Source organism: Microcoleus sp. Aus8_D2 (assembly GCF_036702665.1).
GTDB lineage: Bacteria > Cyanobacteriota > Cyanobacteriia > Cyanobacteriales > Microcoleaceae > Microcoleus.
The window spans coordinates 156052-174262 of record NZ_JAUBUN010000010.1; the positions used below are offsets into that span (position 1 = coordinate 156052).

21 protein-coding genes are annotated in these 18211 nt (G+C 45.4%); 8 read left to right on the forward strand and 13 right to left on the reverse strand.

The features are described from left to right. Positions 1–96 precede the first annotated feature (96 nt). From QUB64_RS10980 to QUB64_RS10990, 3 genes are read left to right on the forward strand one after another with little or no spacing between them, the layout of a single operon-like run. On the forward strand, positions 97–921 hold the full coding sequence (locus tag QUB64_RS10980; protein ID WP_333265350.1) for an amino acid ABC transporter substrate-binding protein: 825 nt from the start codon (positions 97–99) through the stop codon (positions 919–921). A gap of 39 nt (positions 922–960) precedes the next feature. Continuing rightward, positions 961–2643, forward strand: coding sequence for an MORN repeat-containing protein (locus QUB64_RS10985; protein WP_333265348.1), 1683 nt, complete (start codon positions 961–963; stop codon positions 2641–2643). Positions 2644–2660: 17 nt separating this feature from the next. Beyond that, positions 2661–3086: a hypothetical protein gene (locus QUB64_RS10990; protein ID WP_333265346.1), complete on the forward strand. Its 426-nt coding sequence runs from the start codon at positions 2661–2663 to the stop codon at positions 3084–3086. A gap of 12 nt (positions 3087–3098) precedes the next feature. Here the strand turns inward: QUB64_RS10990 and QUB64_RS10995 are convergent, their stop codons facing one another. From QUB64_RS10995 to QUB64_RS11010, 4 genes are all read right to left on the reverse strand, one after another. After that, on the reverse strand, positions 3099–3305 hold the full coding sequence (locus QUB64_RS10995) for a DUF2281 domain-containing protein (RefSeq protein WP_333265344.1): 207 nt from the start codon (positions 3303–3305) through the stop codon (positions 3099–3101). Positions 3306–3430: 125 nt separating this feature from the next. Beyond that, entirely contained in the window at positions 3431–3649 is a 219-nt protein-coding gene (locus tag QUB64_RS11000; protein ID WP_333265342.1) for a type II toxin-antitoxin system HicB family antitoxin, read from the reverse strand. Continuing rightward, on the reverse strand, positions 3646–3870 hold the full coding sequence (locus QUB64_RS11005) for a type II toxin-antitoxin system HicA family toxin (RefSeq protein ID WP_333265340.1): 225 nt from the start codon (positions 3868–3870) through the stop codon (positions 3646–3648). The genes QUB64_RS11000 and QUB64_RS11005 overlap by 4 nt, the downstream gene beginning before the upstream one ends. Positions 3871–3891: 21 nt before the next feature. After that, a complete protein-coding gene (locus tag QUB64_RS11010) occupies positions 3892–4266 on the reverse strand; it encodes a XisI protein (protein ID WP_333265338.1) in 375 nt (124 codons plus the stop codon). Positions 4267–4372: 106 nt separating this feature from the next. Between QUB64_RS11010 and QUB64_RS11015 the strand changes: the two genes are divergently transcribed. From QUB64_RS11015 to QUB64_RS11025, 3 genes are all read left to right on the forward strand, one after another. Further along, a complete protein-coding gene (locus tag QUB64_RS11015; RefSeq protein ID WP_333265336.1) occupies positions 4373–4660 on the forward strand; it encodes a BrnT family toxin in 288 nt (95 codons plus the stop codon). Next, a complete protein-coding gene (locus tag QUB64_RS11020; protein ID WP_333265334.1) occupies positions 4653–4949 on the forward strand; it encodes a hypothetical protein in 297 nt (98 codons plus the stop codon). Before QUB64_RS11015 ends, QUB64_RS11020 begins: the two co-directional genes overlap by 8 nt. Before the next feature lie 275 nt (positions 4950–5224). Continuing rightward, positions 5225–6925 carry an ABC-F family ATP-binding cassette domain-containing protein gene (locus QUB64_RS11025; protein WP_333265332.1) on the forward strand — a complete coding sequence of 567 codons (1701 nt, stop codon included), beginning with the start codon at positions 5225–5227 and terminating at the stop codon, positions 6923–6925. 677 nt (positions 6926–7602) lie between these two features. On the opposite strand, the gene QUB64_RS11030 is transcribed toward QUB64_RS11025, so the two are convergent. After that, positions 7603–7941, reverse strand: a complete 339-nt coding sequence (locus tag QUB64_RS11030; protein WP_333265330.1) for a hypothetical protein — start codon at positions 7939–7941, stop codon at positions 7603–7605. Between the two features lie 386 nt (positions 7942–8327). Between QUB64_RS11030 and QUB64_RS11035 the strand changes: the two genes are divergently transcribed. Beyond that, the gene (locus QUB64_RS11035) at positions 8328–9545 is read left to right on the forward strand and encodes an HhoA/HhoB/HtrA family serine endopeptidase (RefSeq protein ID WP_333265328.1); all 1218 of its coding nucleotides are present in this window, start codon (positions 8328–8330) and stop codon (positions 9543–9545) included. Positions 9546–10084: 539 nt separating this feature from the next. On the opposite strand, the gene QUB64_RS11040 is transcribed toward QUB64_RS11035, so the two are convergent. The 7 genes from QUB64_RS11040 to QUB64_RS11070 form a co-directional block, all read right to left on the reverse strand. Continuing rightward, on the reverse strand, positions 10085–10432 hold the full coding sequence (locus tag QUB64_RS11040; RefSeq protein ID WP_333265325.1) for a DUF760 domain-containing protein: 348 nt from the start codon (positions 10430–10432) through the stop codon (positions 10085–10087). A 42-nt stretch (positions 10433–10474) separates the two neighbouring features. Continuing rightward, positions 10475–10990 (reverse strand): SMC-Scp complex subunit ScpB, encoded by a 516-nt coding sequence (gene scpB / locus QUB64_RS11045; protein WP_333265323.1) that lies wholly within the window; start codon positions 10988–10990, stop codon positions 10475–10477. A 489-nt stretch (positions 10991–11479) separates the two neighbouring features. Continuing rightward, positions 11480–12331 carry an ABC transporter ATP-binding protein gene (locus tag QUB64_RS11050; RefSeq protein ID WP_333265322.1) on the reverse strand — a complete coding sequence of 284 codons (852 nt, stop codon included), beginning with the start codon at positions 12329–12331 and terminating at the stop codon, positions 11480–11482. A 366-nt stretch (positions 12332–12697) separates the two neighbouring features. Further along, a complete protein-coding gene (locus tag QUB64_RS11055) occupies positions 12698–13369 on the reverse strand; it encodes a hypothetical protein (RefSeq protein WP_333265320.1) in 672 nt (223 codons plus the stop codon). A gap of 66 nt (positions 13370–13435) precedes the next feature. Beyond that, positions 13436–13687: a TIGR02450 family Trp-rich protein gene (locus QUB64_RS11060; protein ID WP_333265318.1), complete on the reverse strand. Its 252-nt coding sequence runs from the start codon at positions 13685–13687 to the stop codon at positions 13436–13438. 38 nt (positions 13688–13725) lie between these two features. Next, positions 13726–13929 (reverse strand): hypothetical protein, encoded by a 204-nt coding sequence (locus QUB64_RS11065; RefSeq protein WP_333265316.1) that lies wholly within the window; start codon positions 13927–13929, stop codon positions 13726–13728. Positions 13930–14505: 576 nt separating this feature from the next. Continuing rightward, positions 14506–14745, reverse strand: coding sequence for a hypothetical protein (locus tag QUB64_RS11070; RefSeq protein ID WP_193976650.1), 240 nt, complete (start codon positions 14743–14745; stop codon positions 14506–14508). Positions 14746–15302: 557 nt separating this feature from the next. On the opposite strand from QUB64_RS11070, the gene QUB64_RS11075 reads away from it, so the two are divergent. Beyond that, positions 15303–15491, forward strand: coding sequence for a hypothetical protein (locus tag QUB64_RS11075; protein WP_333265313.1), 189 nt, complete (start codon positions 15303–15305; stop codon positions 15489–15491). 759 nt (positions 15492–16250) lie between these two features. Here QUB64_RS11075 and QUB64_RS11080 read toward each other — a convergent pair. Next, positions 16251–18086: a caspase family protein gene (locus tag QUB64_RS11080; RefSeq protein ID WP_333265311.1), complete on the reverse strand. Its 1836-nt coding sequence runs from the start codon at positions 18084–18086 to the stop codon at positions 16251–16253. Positions 18087–18211 lie beyond the last annotated feature (125 nt).

The following is an 18211-nucleotide window of genomic DNA, read 5'->3' on the forward strand; positions in this document are numbered from 1 at the left end:
TTATCACTTTTTATCACTGACAAAGCTGAGATCGTGTTGGTAAACTATTTTACCAATAGCTAGCGAGCACTGATTCACAAGTAGCAATATAACATAATGAATAAGCAATTAAAGCTGATACTTATCACATCTAGCATTATATATGCTGTGCTTTTTTCTACTGCAAGCTGGGCGCAGACAGTCTTGCAAGAAATTCAGCAAACAGGAGTTTTAAAAGTTGGGATTAGAAAAGACGCTGTGCTTTTTGGCTATGAAGATGGACAAGGCTGGAAAGGCTATTGTACTACTTTTGCAGATGCACTAGCAAACAGCCTCAGCCGAAAACTGAACAGAACTGTTACTGTAGCAGCCGTGCGTTCTACTATTCAAAATCGCGAGGCGATCGTCAGAAACGGAACTGTGCATATAGAGTGTGGGCCTAACACAATAAGCAATGCTAAAGAACAAGTCGAGAATATTAAGTATTCTCAACCATTTTTTATTACAGGCACACAGTTGCTTGTCAAAAATCAAAATAGAAACGTCAACTTGTCAAATACAAGTATTGGCGTCCTTCAAGGTTCTGCTAATTTAGCAGCAGTTGCCAGAGTATATCCTCGTGCTGAAATAGTACAGTTTACCGAAAGATATTTAGGCATCACAGCAGTATCGAACGGTAAAATTACTGCATTTGCGGGCGATACGGTTCTTTTGGTAGGAGAAGCCGTCAGACAAGGATTGCCTGTAGATAATTTTGCTTTATTGCCCAGTCAACCTCTTTCTTGTGACGTATATGGGATGATACTTCCCGCTAACGATTCTCAGTGGCAAAATTCTGTTAATTCTTTCATTAATAGCAATGAAGGAAAACAGGCTTGGGCTACTTGGTTTGGAGGATTAGTGCCTTATCTAAAAGCAACTATTGATTATTGCAATAGATAATCAGCATATTTTAAAAAAGCAATAGGATGGACTATAGCAATGACTAGAAAGTTTTGGAATGATATTTTATTGACAATTTTTTGTATCATAGGAGCCGTCGTTCTATTATTTTTAGCACGACTTTTAGTATTTTTCATCCTTAGACCTTTCACGCTGTGGACAGAGGAAGTATTCTCTATGCTCACAAGCGGAAATTTGCTGGAAATTCAAATTACTGGTATAGAAGGGTTAGATATTATTTTACGTGTTTTCCTCGTAATCGCTGTAATACTTATTGTAGGTCTATGGCAAATTTTGGCAAACGCTGACGAGCCAGAAATTAGGAAAATAAAAGGCATCCCAGGGACAATTTTTTGGAATACTATATGGGCTGCTTTTATTAGTATAGGCTATGGAATACAGTCTTGGGTAGATAGATTTGGCTACCTTCCTGCCGTTATTATAATAGTTCCTACAACCTTATTTTTCTGCTTTTTTAATACCATACTTGACTATCAAAACTTCGTCTCACTTGTTATCTATAGAGTAAGTGATATCCCCTACATCGATATATTCACAGATAGAGCAGTTAAATATATCAATAACAAAATTTATATTACTGAATTTGTCAAATGGACGACTCAAGATGCTGTTACTATCAATAACTTTTTTGACTACTGGTTTTATACTCTCAGAGCATCTATACTAGGTTTTAGATTTGAAGGAATTTGGCAGTGGCTAGTAGCTTTCCCTATTAACGTAGCTGCTAGTATTTGGTACTTTTGCTTAGGATATCTTCACATATTAGTAGGTATAAATACAGAAAAAATTGAGCTTGATGAGGAACTAAAGTTAATAATTTCTCCTCGTCGAAATTATAATATTTCCAGGGGTAGTATAGAGGTCGTACTCTTCTCTTTATGCTTGTCTTTAATGTTATTGTTAGGGTTTCAAAATGAAATCAAACAATGTATTGGTTGGCAAGCAGGTTTCTGCCCTCTGACAAGTGAGGTCACATACGAGGGTGGTGGTAGATATAAGGGTGAGACTTTAAATAGTAAGCCACATGGTAAAGGAGTATTTATTAGTGCTAAGGGTGATAGGTATGAAGGGGAGTTCAAGAACGGGCAATACAAAGGTAAAGGTGTGTTTACTTATGCAAATGGCGAGCGGTATGAAGGGGAATGGAGTAATGATAAAAGAAATGGTAAAGGCGTGTATATTTATCCGAATGGGGCTCGCCTAGAAGGTGAGTGGAAAGATGATAGTTACGTCAAGGGTGTGTATATTTACAAAAATGGCGATCGCTATGAAGGAGATTGGAGGATTTTAGGAAAAAATCGCAATGGTAAAGGGACTTTTACTTATGCAGATGGCAGGCGTTATGTAGGTGAGTTTCGCGACGACGAAATTAATGGTAGAGGGTACATGACTTACCCTAAAAACAATCAGACACAAAGTTATGAGGGGGAGTGGAAAAATGGCAAATATAACGGTTTAGGCACTATTATTTGGTCTAATGGCGATCGCTATGACGGAGAATGGCGCGATGACAAATATAACGATAAAGGGGTTTATACTTGGGCTAATGGCGATCGTTTAGAAGGGTATTGGCGTGATGGTAAACCCAACGGTTTCGCAGTAAGGATAAATAGGGATGGCGCTCGTAAAATCCAACTTTGGGATAATGGTCAATTAGTTACATCACCAAGTCCTTTACCAAGTTTTTCACTAAGTCCTTGATAATAAAAAGTATATGATTGAATTACGATCGCACTTCTCCCCTCACTTCTCCCCCACCTTGTCTAATTCCTTGCAAAAATGCCGCCCTCAGCCCGATCGCCCTTTCGTCAATTCCCAACAAACCCAAAACTCGCCCGCCCTCAGTGCGATCGCCCGATCGAACTATCAGTCATGATTCCGCAAGTCCTCAACAAATCCGATATACTGAGATACGACCCGAACGATTCTGGACTCACCCTATGCTAAAGACACTTTGGGCGATCGTTCGCCAAGGCAAAATTGAATTATTGGAACCAGCAGAAATTCCCGAAGGTGCAAGGATTCTGGTAACATTCCTACCTGATGATGAATCTGAATTTTGGCTTCTGACAAGCCGAGTATCGGTAGATGCAATTTGGGATAATACCGAGGATGATGTTTATGGCCAGCTACTCCAAAAATGACATTATTGTTAATTAGCAATCTAATTTAACGACACGGACTTCGGCAATATCCACGGCTGTAATTTCAATATGCAGATCGCTCCACAACCCGTACAAACTACGCTGAGGTTGTTTCGGAGTAGACTTTTGCTTGAGAAACTGCACGAAGTTTAGAACTTCTTGCTGTTGCTCAGGCTGCAATTCCCGTAAATTTTCTAATACAGCTTGTTCAATTGTCATTATTTTTACTCCCATTCATCTCTCTTCAATAAGACTAGCGGGTTTGTAGTCAATCCCGCAACACAGAAACCGCACGTTAGGCGATCGCCCTTTCTCACCACAAAAATAGATTTTTGCCATATCAATCAAGCAATTTGAAGCGTGCGAGGTTCCGGGATAGATTCACCTTCAGCTTCCCAAGCTTCCAAATACATTTCTATCACTTCTTCGCCGCTATGAATAGCTTCCTCGCGAGTTTTTCCGTGAGTGCAAGGCATGACAACGCGATCGGCAAACTCTGGAATCGTCACTAAGAAAAGCCGATCTTCATCAGACCATTGAACGACCATGCTGTATCGATTCATAAATCCTCATCCTCCCTTAACTCATTGAGTTTAGTTAATAACTCTGCTAACTGCTTTTCTAGGTAGAGTGGCACATCATCTCCATCTTTGCCAGAAATTGTCAGTGTTTTCTTGAGCAAAGGATGTCGCCAACGTTCGTGGCTACCTTTGCCACGCTTCGGTAGATAAACAAACCCTTGACGCGCAATCTGAACTTTTAACTCTCGAATTTTCCTTGGCATGGATTTTGTCTGCTGCTCTCCTCATTTATAACATTCTTCGGCTGCGATCGGCATTTCCCTAGAAGGCACCCCATAAGCAGTATAGGGTCTAACATCAGGCGGTTGAAGCCCCAAAACGATTGATTCGGGAGGAATTCCCGCTGCAACTAACTCCTCAGCAATCGGGCGATCGGTATTATTTGCTTGAATCCACACCTGACCGTCAATAATATCAATATGAATCACACAATGGTGAATCCGCCGCTCATTAGACCAACCTATATTGATGAACATATAGCGGTCATTTTCCGCATCAAAAATTGTCACGTTTTGCGTCCCGCTGTCAAAAACGGGAATCTCAGCGTATTCAGTAACAAGCTGCTTAACAAATTTGCGATAATTATTTAAGCTATCCATTATACTATTTCCTAAGATGAGAAATGCTACGATCGGTCTCAATCGGGAAATCCCTCTAAAGGAGTTTGGCATACCCACCTAAATTTGAATATGTTAAGATTCATAGATGGATACTTTGTATCGGCTGCAAGACATTGAGTTTGAATGGAACAACAACAAAGCAGAAAGCAACCTCGAAAAACATGGCGTTACCTTTGAAGAAGCGACCGAAGTTTTCTTAGACCCCTTCTACAAGGAAGGTGATGCTAGTTCAGAGACTGAGGAACGTGATTTTATTATAGGGTACTCTATTGCTCAACGCCTCTTGCTAGTGGTTTATGTAGAACGCAGCGTGCGAATCCGCATAATTTCTGCACGTCCAGTTACCCGTACAGAAAGGAAATTATATGAATAACGCTGAAGAAGAACTTACATTAAAAATCCGATCGCGCCCAACAACAACTGTATCAATCGAAATCCCAACAGATACCTTAGAATCCCTAAACAAAGTAGCACTGCATCGAGATATGCCTTTGTCAGCTTTGCTCAAGTTTTACATTGGGCAAGGTTTGCGGCAAGATTTAACCAAATTGTTTAGCGATCGCCTCCTAGAAGCCACAGCCGAAGTTTTGGCGCGACATCTAGATTCAGAAGAAGAAATTTCAACCATTATTCGAGAAATTCAATCTGAAACAGCACGATAGCCCTGTTTCCTCAACTTTCCCAAATGCGATCGCGCTTACACACTCCTAGAAACCGGGTTTTTCGAGAATCTGGGGCTTGGTGTCAAGTATTTTCTTAAAAAACCCGGTTTCTCGCTACCCATGTGCCCTGGGCTATAAAATCTAAAATCGATCGCCCCTGCAAACCCAAATCTTGCCAATGACTAAAATATAATTAAAATTTGTTAAGATTAACACGACCTCAGCGCCGGCATCCCATCCGCCGCTAAACCTCCCCTTCCCCAGTCCCCACAACAATGCTGCGACTCGAACACATCAGTAAAATTTACCCCACAGGCGTCGTACTCAAAGATGTCACCTGGGAAGTCAAACCGGGCGATCGCATCGGCTTAGTAGGCGTCAACGGTGCCGGTAAATCCACCCAACTCAAAATCATCGCCGGCGAAATGGAACCCACCTCCGGCGAAGTCATTCGTCCCGCCAGCCTCCACATCGCCTACCTCTCCCAAGAATTTGAAATCGATCCCACCCGCACCGTTAAAGAGGAATTTTGGCGCGCCTTCAGCGAAGCTAACGAAGTCCACGAATCTTTGATGCAAGTCCATCGAGACTTGGAAGCTTCCAACCCAGAAAATCTCGACCAACTGATCCACAAAATGGATCGATTGCAACGGCAATTTGAAGGCTTAAACGGCTACGGATTAGAAGCCCAAATCGAGAAAATTTTACCAGAAATCGGATTTGAACCCGAAGATGGCGATCGATTGGTTAGCGCCTTCAGCGGAGGTTGGCAAATGCGGATGAGTTTGGGTAAAATCCTCCTCCAAAAACCCGACATCCTGCTGTTAGACGAACCTACCAACCACCTCGACTTAGAAACCATCGAATGGCTGGAAGTTTACCTCAAAGGGCTGACTACCCCGATGGTAATCGTATCCCATGACCGCGAATTTCTCGATCGACTCTGCACCCAAATCGTCGAAACCGAACGCGGCGTTTCCAGCACCTACCTCGGCAACTACTCCTCCTATTTACAGCAAAAAGCAGAAGCCAGAGAAGCCCAACTCAGCGCCTACGAAAGCCAGCAAAAAGAACTCGAAAAACAGCAAGCATTCGTTGAAAAATTCCGCGCCAGCGCCACACGCAGCACCCAAGCCAAAAGTCGCGAGAAACAGTTAGACAAAATCGAGCGCATCGAAGCCCCCACCGGCGGCTTAAAAACCTTGCATTTCCGCTTTCCCCCCGCACCTCGCAGCGGCCGCGAAGTAGCCATAATTGAAAACTTAGTGCACACCTACGGCGAGAAAATTCTATTTTTGGGAGCAGATTTATTAATTGAAAGAGGCGATCGCATAGCCTTTCTCGGCCCCAACGGCGCCGGGAAATCCACCCTGCTGCGCCTGATTATGGGTTTAGAAACGCCCACCGAAGGTACTGTAAAAATGGGAGGACACAACGTCATCCCCGGTTACTTTGAGCAGAATCAAGCAGAAGCCTTAGACTTGAATAAAAGCGTGATGCAAACCATTCACGACGAAGTACCAGACTGGAAAAATGAAGAAGTTCGCACTTTGTTGGGGCGGTTCTTATTTAACGGTGAAACAGTATTCAAACACGTTGGCGCTTTAAGCGGTGGAGAAAAAGCCCGTCTAGCTTTGGCAAAAATGCTGCTGGAACCTGTGAACTTGCTAATTTTGGACGAACCGACAAATCACCTCGACATTCCCGCGAAAGAGATGATGGAAGAGGCGATTCAGAATTACGACGGCACGGTAATTATCGTTTCGCACGATCGCTATTTTATCTCTCAAGTCGCTAACAAAATAGTGGAAGTTCGGGACGGCGAGTTTCGGACTTATCTGGGAGATTACCATTACTATCTGGATAAAATAGCCGAAGAGAAAGAACTAGCAAAGTTCGCAAAACTTGAAGCTGAGAAAGCGGCTAAGAAAGCTGAGAAAGATGCGAAGAAGAAAGCGGCGGCAAAACAGAAGTAAGTAAGATTATAACGCTCAACCAGTAGGGACACGGCAGTGCCGTGTCCCCATAGCTCAACTTCTTGCACTGACTGGGTGACAACCCAGTCATATCGTGTCCGATCGATTAACCGCAATCAGATTCGTTCGATCGCTTTTGTGATGATAATCGACCGGACATGATATCAAAACATAGACTGAATCAAGGACATATAGCAATCCTAAATGATTTGTACATATGTAGGGTTAGTGCCGTTCGGCCCAGCGCTGATGAATGGACTGCTATAGCACTTTGGATTTATCGATCGCGTGTGGGCCTTCATTGATAGCGGCCTTCGTTTCCAGCAGCAGTTTTCGGACCGCCGAACAGTCGTAGTTGCAGGCTGATTATTTGGCTCCTATTTGAATGGTGATGCGAATAGGGGAAGGTAGGAATTTAAGGGGATTGTGCGGCCACACAAAAGTTAGCAGCACAAACAGTCCTAGTGAGGCGAAAGTAAGCGCGATGAGTTGGGAAAAATCAACCCAGTCTAAAAAACTGTTGGCGGCATTCCTTCTGCTGAAATTGCAGATAGGAAAAGAACCGTCATTGGTCTTTTTGAGATGAGTTATATATGGGTTGAAACGACGTAAACTCGTTAATTAAGTGAGGGGTTTAGTTCAAATCTCGCCACGGGCTGTTACTAAAATTTCAGGACTTACGCAGTCTTGACCAGAGAAACCCGGTTTTTTAACTGTGTTTTCCGGCTATAACCTGTGTATTTGCGTCGATCGCACCCGGTTTCTGCCTGAGTGCTGATGCGATCGAGAAAGAAGAAAGGTGGACTCGGATCGAAGCCAGATCCGGCCCACGGATTCCTTTCCCGCTGGCTGATGGTTGTGCAGCATATTGAGCAGCAATCGGCTGGGGCGGGTAGCGGAAATCCTGGCGCACTTGGTAAACTTGGGCCAATTTTTGCCAATTCCAGCCCGCAGGCACTTCTAGCGCGGGCGGAGTCAGAGTTTTCTAAAGGTGTACCGGGAGGAAGATTTGCCACCGTTTTTCCAACAGGGGCGATCGACCTTTAGGAGTGCAGACATGACCAGAAATAAGCGTTTAAAACTGATTAAGTACAAAAAAAAGTATTCAATTCGGACAATTGACAAATTTCGCTCCGAGTGAAAGCGCATATTTGAAAGCTCTAGCCGCGTCCGAGACTGTAAATCCCAGGCTCAGCCAAGTTACGATGAGAATTATTAGTTTTCCTCGCTCTTGGCAAATCAGGCAATCTTTACCTGTGAAGCCCGTTAGCGCCTGTCTGCTAACAGCTATGTTCTTGAGGAAGCGGTACGCCCCGCCCCGCTTCCTTCCCGTCGCCAAGACAAAAATGCTCAAAGCGCAACGTGTCTGCGGGGATGAGGTATTCAGCGGGAGTTGTTAAATATGAGTTTATCTTTTAAGCAGTTGACCCTTTATGTGACTTTGCTGTCAATTGGGGGAGGCATCGGATGGTTGGGGAATCGCTATCTACAAGGCTCAAACAATCTGGAAACTGGATCGGTTTTGCCCGTGGTGCGCCAGCAAATCCCCTCCTATGTGTCTCCTCCTGTTCAGGAAAATCGCCCAGTCGATCGCAGCAATCCCAATTTTATTGCTGAAGCAGCCGAAAAAGTCGGCCCGGCCGTAGTGCGGATTGACGCATCGAGTAAAGTGACGAATCAAGTGCCCGAAGCTTTCAAAAATCCTTTGTTTCGCCGGTTTTTTGGGGACAATTTGCCGCAGCCGGAAGAACGAGTCCAGCGCGGTACCGGTTCGGGGTTTATTCTCACTTCTGACGGCCGCATCGTGACTAATGCTCACGTCGTCTCCGGGACAGATACAGTTAAGGTGACGCTCAAAGACGGCCGCGAGTTTGAGGGTAAAGTCCAGGGAGTCGATCCGCTGACGGATGTGGCTGTGGTGAAAATTAATGCCAAGGAACTGCCGCAGGTGGCTTTGGGTCGATCGGACAATATTGTACCGGGACAGTGGGCGATCGCGATCGGCAATCCTTTAGGTCTCGACAATACCGTGACTGTCGGCATTATTAGCGCTACCGGTAGAACCAGTTCCCAAGTCGGCATCCCCGACAAGCGAGTCCGGTTCATCCAAACCGACGCCGCCATCAACCCCGGCAATTCCGGCGGCCCGCTACTGAACGACCAAGGCGAAGTAATTGGCATCAATACCGCCATTCGGGCCGACGCTCAAGGCTTGGGATTTGCAATTCCGATCGAAACCGCCAAACGAGTGTCCGATCAGTTATTCGCCAAAGGAAAAGCCGAACATCCCTATCTGGGCATTCAAATGATCGGCTTGACTCCCGCCACCAAGGCAGAAGTCAACAAACAGCTCGATAATAAAATTACGATCGATCAAGGCGTCGCCGTGACCCGAGTCGTGGAAAATTCCCCAGCTCAACAAGCCGACTTGCGCGCCGGAGATGTCATCCAAAAAGTTGACGGAATTGCGGTCAACACTCCCGGGGACGTGCAAGAACGGGTGGAAAACACGAATGTCGGCAAAGAAATCGAAGTGGAAATTAACCGTTTGGGTCAAGTTCAGAAACTTAAAGTACGTCCGGCTGCTTTTCCCATCTCAGGTAGCCCCACCGGTGGTTAGTTGCTGCGGTGGAGGATGAAAGATGCATCTGATGCTCGATCGGTAATCGGACAAAACTAATTACACAAAGGATTTTGACGCTTACAAAGCTTTCAGGTGAGATTTTATGTAATTAATTCTGTACAACTACTTATCTGGCGAGATTCCTGCTCTGGGACAGAGTTTATTTTATTTCTAGGAAAAATGTGCGCCATGGCGCACATTTTTCCTAGAGAGGATTTAAAAGTCAGCATTGAGGAACCAAAATAATTATGTATTCTGAGTCCTAAATGCGAATGCCTTTGAGGATCAGTAATCAAACAAGATTAATTACACAAAGGCTTTTGACGCTGACAAGGCTTTTAGGTGAGATTTTATGTAATCAATTCGGTACAACTACTTAGTTCTGGACGTAAAAACCGGGTTTTTTCACCAAAATCCTCCGTGTAGCGCGAGGAATATCCGGTTAAAAACCCGGTTTCTTATTCCCTGTGCCTCCAAGACTATTTATTTTTTTGAACAACTTTCATCTTTCTGGCTTCCCCAACCCGTTGATATTTTTACTTGTCTTTGGTAGAGTTTGGTTTAATCGAGCTGGTGCTTGCTAAATTTTCTTCTAGCTGCATCCTCTGCTCCATTTGTCTGAGAAAATAGCCTGTCATCATCGCTGAAGCTAGCAAACCTGCCAAGTTTTCGCGGTCAGTGGTAATTTCGACGTTAAAATTGTCCGAAGGCAACACGCCGACAAGTCCTTGAACGTTATGAGAGATAATTTCTCTGATTTCTGGGCTGGCGGACTTGGCGATGCGGGCTAGAACCTCCGGGGATTGGTGTTGGAGGTACTTCAGAAGTGGATTGACTGCGGTTTGTTGGGCATTGTCCCGGTCAAAGTCAGGGTGAAAAACCATTTGGCGATTCTTAATTTCTGGCTTGCTACATTCTACTTCAAACTACTCGTCATTGCTTGGGTACAAATTTGCCTGAAAGTCAATTTGCAATTGTTTTGGGAGTTGATCTACCTGAAAGTACCGATGAAATTTATCTGTAACTTGTAGCCAATACGATCGCCCCTGGGCCGGCTTCCGTTTCCGCACGAAACCCATTTCTACCAGTTCCTGCACTTGCTGGTAAGCTCCCGAACCCCGCAAATTCACTAAATCAGGTTGCGCGATGCCGCCTTTGAGGGCGATCGCCGCCAGCGTCCGCAAAGCCCCAACACCTAATTCGGGAGGTATTAAAGTTTGCATTAAACTGGCAAACTCTTCTCTGAGTTGCAAGCTATATCCCGTCGGGGTTTCAACAACTTCTAACGCACTGTCGCGGCGGGAGGAGTCAGACATGAGTTCGATTATCGCATCTTCGGCGTCAGAGCGATCGCACTTGGCAATCTCAGCAATTTCTGCGATCGACACCGGCTGACCTTTTAGGTAAAGTATAGCTTCTATTGTTGTGGCTAAGCGAGTCATTTGGAAATTGGTAATTGGAAATTGGGACGTTGAAGCAATCAGGATTTAGTTATCGAGGAAAGAAGTCAGAAGAATTTATAGCCTTTCTCAGAAAGATGAGGTACTATAGAACCCATTTGAGATCTATTTTGCGTAAATCTCAGAAACCGGGTTTCTCTGTATATTTCTCGTCACCCAACCCAAAAACTCGTAGAAACCCGGTTTCTCGCCCCTTGCGTAAATCTCAGAAACTGGTTTCTCTCTATATTTCTCGTCACCCAACCCAAAAACTTAAAGATGTCAAATGGGTTCTATAGGGCATAGGGCATAGGCCAAACCGGGCTATGGGCATAGGCCAAACAGGGCTATGGGCTATCCTCACTTTTTTGAGAACCGCTATATACAAAATCCTGCTTAAATACCTCCTCTATTTCTGAGTCCGCAGAGGCGGACGAAAGTTTGTGTAGTAGCGATTTCAATCGCCGATTCTATTTAGCAATTAGCCAGGGATCAATCTAACTGTCGGCCTGTTAATTCTACAAAAATATCCTCTAAATTAGAAGGACGAACCATCATCCCAGTCTTATCATCTTTAGCATCCAAATAAAAATTAGCTTCTTCCAGAGTCGGAAAAAACTTGTATTCCCAGCGATCGCCTATTTGCTTCATCACCAACCCTTGACCGTGTTCCTGCCGCAGTTGCGCCAACGTTCCCAGTTGAATCAACTTACCGCCGTCCATAATCCCGATGCGATCGCACAAATACTCAACTTCATCCATATAATGCGTAGTCAACAGCATCGTCATTCCCTGCTTGTTCAAATCTAGAATAATTTCCCACAACCTGCGCCGCGTTTGCGGATCTAACCCTACAGTCGGTTCATCCAAAAATAAGATTTGTGGTTCGTGCAAAAGCGATCGGGCAATTTGCAACCTCCGCTTCATTCCACCCGACAAAGTTTTGACTAAATCATCCCTTCTTTCTGCTAATTCTACATATCCCAACCACTGTTTAATCAACTGTTGCCGTTTCGGGTTGGGGATGTGGTGCATCCGCCCGTGAAACTCCATATTTTCCCAGACAGAAAGCTCATTATCAACGCTAGTTTGTTGCAGCACAACGCCGATGGACTGTTTAACTTGCAAGCTTTGACGCATCACGTCATATCCAGCTACCTGAATTTGACCGCTGCTGGGTTTAGTCAGCGTAGTCAGCATCCGAATTGTCGTCGATTTGCCGGCACCGTTGGGGCCCAGCAGTCCGAACATTTCTCCGGCTTCAATCGTGAATGAAAGGTCATTGACAACAGGAATTTTGTTGTATATTTTGCAGGCATTTTGCAGGGAAACAGCGGCAGTCATAGGTATTTCGGTATCAATTATTATTGCGGTCGGGCTGTTTATTCTCACTCATATCGTGTCTGGTAAATTAACCACAATACTTGTTGGGGCCCGTGAGCCAACAATCTCTAATTTACATCCACAATATCTATAAACCCGCCCCAACCAAGCGACAAAATTTGATGGCGGGCAATTCAACAGACATGATATCATTCCTGAACGCAGCAACCGAGTTTGATTAACGAAAATCTCTGCTGACAGACATTGGTATAAATAAAATAACAACCCGGTTTCTCTGCTACTTGTGCACGAGTTTTGTTAGTATAACTAATCAGACTGTCATCCGCAGTTAGAAGGCTAATTTTTTTGACTGCTGGCAACATCCACTTATTGCGGTTGAGTTAAGTCGGGTTTCAATTCCATGATGCGTCTGTCTAGTTGGCGCGCGACTGAGCTAATCGTTACAGGCGGTTTGCTCCCGTCAAAATACATAATTATCATAAAACTTCCTATTTGTCCCCGCCGAAACACCGCGAATTCAAAATTAGCGGTTTCACCGGGCATTCTTTCTTGAGTCCTCCACCCACCCGAGAGCTCGCCAATCTTATCTTCTAAGGTTAAAGCGGTAAGATTAGTAAACTGAGCTTCCTTGTTACTGTTTTTACAATATTGGTAGAACACTTGTGCAAAACTACCTTCACTGATTGCTGCATCAAATTTGGCTCGATCGCTCTGGTTGGACAGTTGCGTTGTAAATCCTACCACTATTTGAAACGGCTGGTCATCATTCTTTAGATAACCAAACACGCTTGCTGGCTTAAAGTCAGGGAGAAAGCTGTCCTTATTTTTGAGAGGGTCAAGTGGCACCTTTGTAAAACCTGCGGGTAAGTCTTGCAGAGTCAGGACTAGGCCCGACAAGTCCGCTGCGGTAGCTGCAATATCGGCAGACAGAGTATTGCTGCTAGAGCGAACTGGAATTGCGATCGACTCTGGGCCAACTGCACCGCCCAATCCAGCACTAATTAGCAAACACACCAAGAACACAACTTTCTTTTTCATTACTTGACCCTGTTGCTACGACCGATTACCAGCATCTACCTCACTCTACCCCCAAAGCGCTATCTTTTACTCTGCCGCTTCTAATTCCTCTAATTCTTGTGTAGACTGCCATCCAGCTTCCCAGAGCGATCGATCTTTGAGCTGCGTCGCGTTCAGCCAGAAACGGACATTTGGATCGCAAGCCGCCACCATTTCCGCAAATACCCACTTACCTTCGTTTTTTCGGTTGACAACTTGAAAGTGCCGCCACCCCCAAGTTTTTTGGTGAGAAGTCCATCGGGAACCAACTAAATAAGGAAATTTTTGTTTCTTCGGCACAGTATTTTTTTTGACAAATATATGATAAAGCAAGTTAATTATAATAACTTTTTCTGTTTGATGATATTAATATCATAAATAAAAATTGTTCCGGAGTTCAAGCCTTGCACGCGATGTCCTTCCTCAGAAAGTTCCACAGCTCCAACAGTTACCGTCCCGCTCAACTCCCACAGCCAACAATCTGAAAAAGATTTCAGATTGTTGGTGGCGGTTCTGGAGATGCTGCACCGCGTGCAATTCATACCTACCCCAGTCGCCCAGACGCGAGCTCATCTCTGATTTGCAAAGACTACAAGCCGCAGAAAACTCTCATCCCCAACAGCCCACAAAATCCAGATTTTTGCTGCTGTTTAATAGATGAGAACTCTAAACTCTGTCTGCAAGTAGATGCGTTTATTCTAACTTGCAGCCGTTTCGCCTCCTGGATCAAAAGTAAAGGCAGTCCCGTGACTGCCCGTGTAATTAGTTATACCTATTGGATAGGGTTGATTTTTCAGCCGATCCACAAATAGCAAATTTATGCAGCACGAGCTCAATCTTGAATCTCAAATCTAAAAGCAAATAACCCAGGTTATAGTTGTGGACAATAATCCGTTCTGCGAAACTTACTCAAATCTACTTTTCGAGCGGGTTTGACGTTCACTTCCTGTTTCTACCTGCATGGGTTGGCCGCTTCTTGTCCGCAGGCGTTTTTTCGGGCAAAACTCTCCCTAGAAACATTTTTTCAATCTTAATCGTGTGTCATTGATGCTGTAGGGCTCAACAAAAAAGCACTTTTAGGCAAGATTGACTAATTTATGTGATGCTGTCGCTACCCCTTAATTACTTCCGTGTGAAGGCTTTTGGCCCGATAAATCCATAGGAAGTTGGGGAAGCCGGAGCCGCACCGCATTTGTTTGCAGCCAGAGAGTGATGGCGTGCTTCCGCTGTGGAGTCACGTACTCTCCGGGTCTGATCACGCCAGCACAGACGCCGATGTTTTTAATAAGGGTTTCTCGCTCCGATGAACTTGCACCCTGTAGCAACCTGACTTGGGCTTTGATAAAATCCACGTTCATAGCAGAAAGTAAAAGTAACTAAAGAACTCAGTTAAATAGCGATGCTTTGGTTCCAATTGTAACTCTAAAACCACTTGGTAGGAATCCAATTGATTAAACATCCCCTGGATGGGGATCGGGGCCTCTAGAGCTAGCCAACTTTATTTACTTTATCTGTTTTTGCTAGCAAAAGTGTCACTATGCTAGCAGTTTTGACAGAATTATTCATAGTTAAGAACTGTTACAAATTTGCCTCGCCTCCCACAATATGGCAGAGTTTAGTGCTAACGCTACTCTCCTGAACTCAAAAAGTTCAGCATTGTCTCCAGATCCTTGCCTTCGTAGCTTTTAGCCTCCCCCATTGGAAAGGGATCGCTCGCCGAACATTCCTCTGGGAGCGCCCCCTTAACACCCAGACACTGCCACCTCACCCTATTGATTTAGATCCCCCCATATGCTTCGCTCTGGACTATAACTTCAGGCATACGTATTGTTACGGGGGCTACCATCAGCGATCGAGTTTTGATTCTTGTTTCTCAATGATATGTTTTTTTTCTTTTCTTGCAAAGACCTTATTTGTGTTAATTAAGGCAGCTTTGCGATCGCCGCGCCAACGAAGACTCGCAGTTTGCGAATCCACACATTTTGTTGTCTTGGCGGTGCATCGGTTTTCTGAATTCATCGGGGGCGATCGCACGCCGACTATAATTTCCAGCAACGGCTCATTCTGTATAATTTATAACAGTTCCGTCAATGCTAATAATTGAAAAACAGCACAATTTTCAACAGGCTTCCACCTGTCGATCGCTCCTAACAGCCCAAATAGATGGGTCAAACAAATCAACACGGCAATACCCGCGCTGTCAAGCTTGAAGGAACCGATTTTACCTTCCCCCTTGGTGTTTAATAGTAATTAAATATCGCCCAATTTGTTAGTTCCTCAAGTAGATATTCAGTCTAAATTAAGCAGCTAAGCATAAGTGATAAAATCCCAAAATCTCCTGTAAAAAATTGATACTCAAGCTGACTTATTTAGGACTTTCGCATCAACCATTTTTGGAAAAATCAACATCGCTACAGCCATCATTCCGGTACAATAAAAATTTTTTTTACGGGCGAGAGGCGGGTTTATCGAGATCCGGGACGTGAATTAAAGATATTAATTAACCACCGTCCTCGGAAATATTTCACTCAATAGACAAGATTGCAAAAGTCCTTTTAATCAAACTTTCGGACGGGCTCCCCCGCCCATCCCACAAGCAAAAAAATTTGTGGGACGGGCTCCCCCGCCCGTTCTAGGTATTTTTGCAATCTTGTCTAATAAAAAAACATCTACCGGACAGCATATAAAATCCCCTGCCGCCGGATCTGCGGAGGGGAAATGGTGCATAAAATTATTGGTCTTAAATGATCGACGTGTCTGTATCCTCTTGCAGTGTCAAGAGCGATCGAGCGATCGAGCGATCTATGTCAGCTTTGTAGCTAAGATAATTTCCCGGTGGGAAACCGGGAAATTATCAACTAAATCAACCTTTTTTCTGGCGTTGCAGCTTAGTTTTCCAATTGGCGATCGCCTTCTGAGCCGGCTGATAACTCTTAGTACCCGACGGCACCAGCGAAGCAGCTTCAACTGCCTCTTTCAGCCTTCCTTGAGAGCCGCGCAACTGAGCAATTTTGAGAATAGCTTCGCTCCACTGTCCTATCAACTGCTGAGCTTGTTCGTACTTCGGCTGACCGGGCTGAATTTTACTAGCTTGCTGGATGCCTTTACTGTAAGAAGAGGCAGCCCCACGCTTAATTTGGCCCGAAGCAGCCGATAGCAAAGCAGCATTTACCTGCTGCTCTTTGGATAGATCCTCCCACTGAGCGATCGCCTGTTTTGACTGATTGTAAACCGGCTTATTCGCATCAGGCATCAATTTAGCCGCGCCGATCGCCCCCTGGAAATCGCCCCTCGCAGCCCGCCCGTTAGCTATATCCAAAATCGTCAAACTCCAGCGCTCAATATCCTGCTGGGCCTGAGGGTAGAGCGGATCGCTAGCCGGAATCGTTCGAGCCTTAAGCACCGCTTTATTAAAACTAGAAGCCGAACCATCCTTGAGGAAAGTTTTCGCCTCAGCCCACACCTGCTGGCTGGACGGCGGCTGCTTGGTACCAGTCCCTGCTTGCACCGCCTGCGGTTGGTTCTGCAGCCCTTGAGCACCAGTAGATTTTTGAGGCCCAGAGTTTTGGGCATTCTTACCAGGCGATCGAGGATCTGCTTCCTGCTGACCGATAAAAATGGATCTGTTCGTCAGAAAAACACCCAACAGCAGCACCAAAGCCGTAGCTGAACTCCATAAAACTAGCTGCTGCAAAAATGATTTGTCCGACCCCCCCTTATCGGCATCCTCAGGATGCAGCAAGTTCGGTCGATCGTCCCCCCCACCGGAGGGCCCGACAGCATTCGGCGGAGGCGATACCGGCGGCCTCTCAACTTGGGAATCCTGAGCATTGCGAGCTGCCTCTGGCAGATCCATTTGAGCCGTAGCCGTCCCCATTTGCGGGCGATCCAACCCATCAGCCACAGCAACCGTCATATTGCCGTTGCGTCCGGCCAACACAGCAGTCGGCACCCCAGTAGCATCCGGCAAAATCACCAAATGAGCCTTTCCCGGAGGATTGACCACCATCAAAGGTTCTTGTTTCGGACGCAAATGGTGGTCGCACAGCTCCGGTAGCCGAGCGCTCAAGAAACGGTCTAAACCCTTAAGCGTCAAGCACTGTCCCGATCGCAGCCCCTCCAAAAGCGCCGTCGTAAAAAATCCTTGACGCAGAGCAGAAGTTTCCCGCGAAACTTGATTCGGGCGGCAAGAAAGCACCGTCGGGATTTCCAGTTCCCGCGCCAGCTCGGCCGTTTGAGTGCCGATCGTTTCCAGAGCCTTCACAATCTGGCTGCGGTTCATATCCACCAGCACCAACACCGTTTCCGTAGGAGCATTTTTCAGAGTATTCAACAGCAACTCTACCGGAATCCCCGTACCCTGAATGTCAGCCGGATTACCATCAACCGGCATCAAATAATCCTTACCTTCATAGCTGACACCGTAGCCGCTAAAAAAACACCAGAGTACATCTCCCTGTTGCAGGTGTTCCGCGCACAGGCTTTGAGTCAACCTCAGAATATTTTCGCGATTCGGATACGTCGATTGACCCCACAGCGACGGCGAGTTATCCGTCATCAGCAGACATCCATCCGGCGCAAAACCAGCCTCCTCAGTCAAAAAACCGTACAGTGCCTCCGCATCCTCTTGCGCATAGCTCAAAGGCTGGAGTAACTGATATTGATTGATGCCTATTGCAATACAAGCGTGATGTTTCATCCCATATGCCCTATATATATAGTGGACAGATACATTTAACCCAGTAGAGGCTGATTGCCAGCCTCTACTGTGTATGGCGCGATGTGGTAAGATGCAATCTCACGACTACGCGGAGGTATCTCTCA

What these genes read in the sequence shown, in the direction of transcription:
- QUB64_RS10980 (WP_333265350.1), top strand. Translation starts at nt 97, where the DNA reads ATGAATAAGCAATTAAAGCTGATACTTATCACATCTAGCATTATATAT.
- QUB64_RS10985 (WP_333265348.1), top strand. Translation starts at nt 961, where the DNA reads ATGACTAGAAAGTTTTGGAATGATATTTTATTGACAATTTTTTGTATC.
- QUB64_RS10995 (WP_333265344.1), bottom strand. Translation starts at nt 3,305, where the DNA reads ATGACAATTGAACAAGCTGTATTAGAAAATTTACGGGAATTGCAGCCT.
- QUB64_RS11000 (WP_333265342.1), bottom strand. Translation starts at nt 3,649, where the DNA reads ATGAATCGATACAGCATGGTCGTTCAATGGTCTGATGAAGATCGGCTT.
- QUB64_RS11005 (WP_333265340.1), bottom strand. Translation starts at nt 3,870, where the DNA reads ATGCCAAGGAAAATTCGAGAGTTAAAAGTTCAGATTGCGCGTCAAGGG.
- QUB64_RS11010 (WP_333265338.1), bottom strand. Translation starts at nt 4,266, where the DNA reads ATGGATAGCTTAAATAATTATCGCAAATTTGTTAAGCAGCTTGTTACT.
- QUB64_RS11015 (WP_333265336.1), top strand. Translation starts at nt 4,373, where the DNA reads ATGGATACTTTGTATCGGCTGCAAGACATTGAGTTTGAATGGAACAAC.
- QUB64_RS11020 (WP_333265334.1), top strand. Translation starts at nt 4,653, where the DNA reads ATGAATAACGCTGAAGAAGAACTTACATTAAAAATCCGATCGCGCCCA.
- QUB64_RS11025 (WP_333265332.1), top strand. Translation starts at nt 5,225, where the DNA reads ATGCTGCGACTCGAACACATCAGTAAAATTTACCCCACAGGCGTCGTA.
- QUB64_RS11035 (WP_333265328.1), top strand. Translation starts at nt 8,328, where the DNA reads ATGAGTTTATCTTTTAAGCAGTTGACCCTTTATGTGACTTTGCTGTCA.
- QUB64_RS11040 (WP_333265325.1), bottom strand. Translation starts at nt 10,432, where the DNA reads ATGGTTTTTCACCCTGACTTTGACCGGGACAATGCCCAACAAACCGCA.
- scpB (WP_333265323.1), bottom strand. Translation starts at nt 10,990, where the DNA reads ATGACTCGCTTAGCCACAACAATAGAAGCTATACTTTACCTAAAAGGT.
- QUB64_RS11050 (WP_333265322.1), bottom strand. Translation starts at nt 12,331, where the DNA reads ATGACTGCCGCTGTTTCCCTGCAAAATGCCTGCAAAATATACAACAAA.
- QUB64_RS11055 (WP_333265320.1), bottom strand. Translation starts at nt 13,369, where the DNA reads ATGAAAAAGAAAGTTGTGTTCTTGGTGTGTTTGCTAATTAGTGCTGGA.
- QUB64_RS11065 (WP_333265316.1), bottom strand. Translation starts at nt 13,929, where the DNA reads ATGAATTGCACGCGGTGCAGCATCTCCAGAACCGCCACCAACAATCTG.
- QUB64_RS11070 (WP_193976650.1), bottom strand. Translation starts at nt 14,745, where the DNA reads ATGAACGTGGATTTTATCAAAGCCCAAGTCAGGTTGCTACAGGGTGCA.
- QUB64_RS11080 (WP_333265311.1), bottom strand. Translation starts at nt 18,086, where the DNA reads ATGAAACATCACGCTTGTATTGCAATAGGCATCAATCAATATCAGTTA.